The sequence below is a fragment of the Micromonospora sp. DT228 genome (genome assembly GCF_049841595.1).
Taxonomy (GTDB): domain Bacteria; phylum Actinomycetota; class Actinomycetes; order Mycobacteriales; family Micromonosporaceae; genus Micromonospora.
In genome coordinates this window covers 1-252 of the sequence record NZ_JBNCKO010000100.1, presented here as the reverse complement: position 1 = coordinate 252, position 252 = coordinate 1, and the positions used below count along the sequence as shown (strand labels likewise).

The 252-nt window shown below is 76.2% G+C and carries 1 pseudogene; it reads right to left on the bottom strand.

What is annotated here, in order from left to right:
- A pseudogene (locus ACLQ29_RS35580) lies at window positions 1–205 on the bottom strand (hypothetical protein); the annotation flags it as partial.
- Window positions 206–252 lie beyond the last annotated feature (47 nt).

The following is a 252-nucleotide window of genomic DNA, read 5'->3' as shown; positions in this document are numbered from 1 at the left end:
CACCCCAGGCGTCCGCCGGCTCCCCGGCGAACGCGGCGGTCACGCTCGCCGTCAGGTGCGCGGCGAGCCGACCCCGATCCACCCCGACGAGGCACGGCGACAGCTCCGCGTCCGCCGTCACCAGCCGCAGCCACCGACGGACGATCTCGGCCGGCGTCAACGCCTGGTCACCGCGCTCGGGCGTGACCTGCCGTCGGCCCGACAGCAGGCACGGGTACGGGGCGTGTTCGCTGGGACACTGCGCTTCGGGGG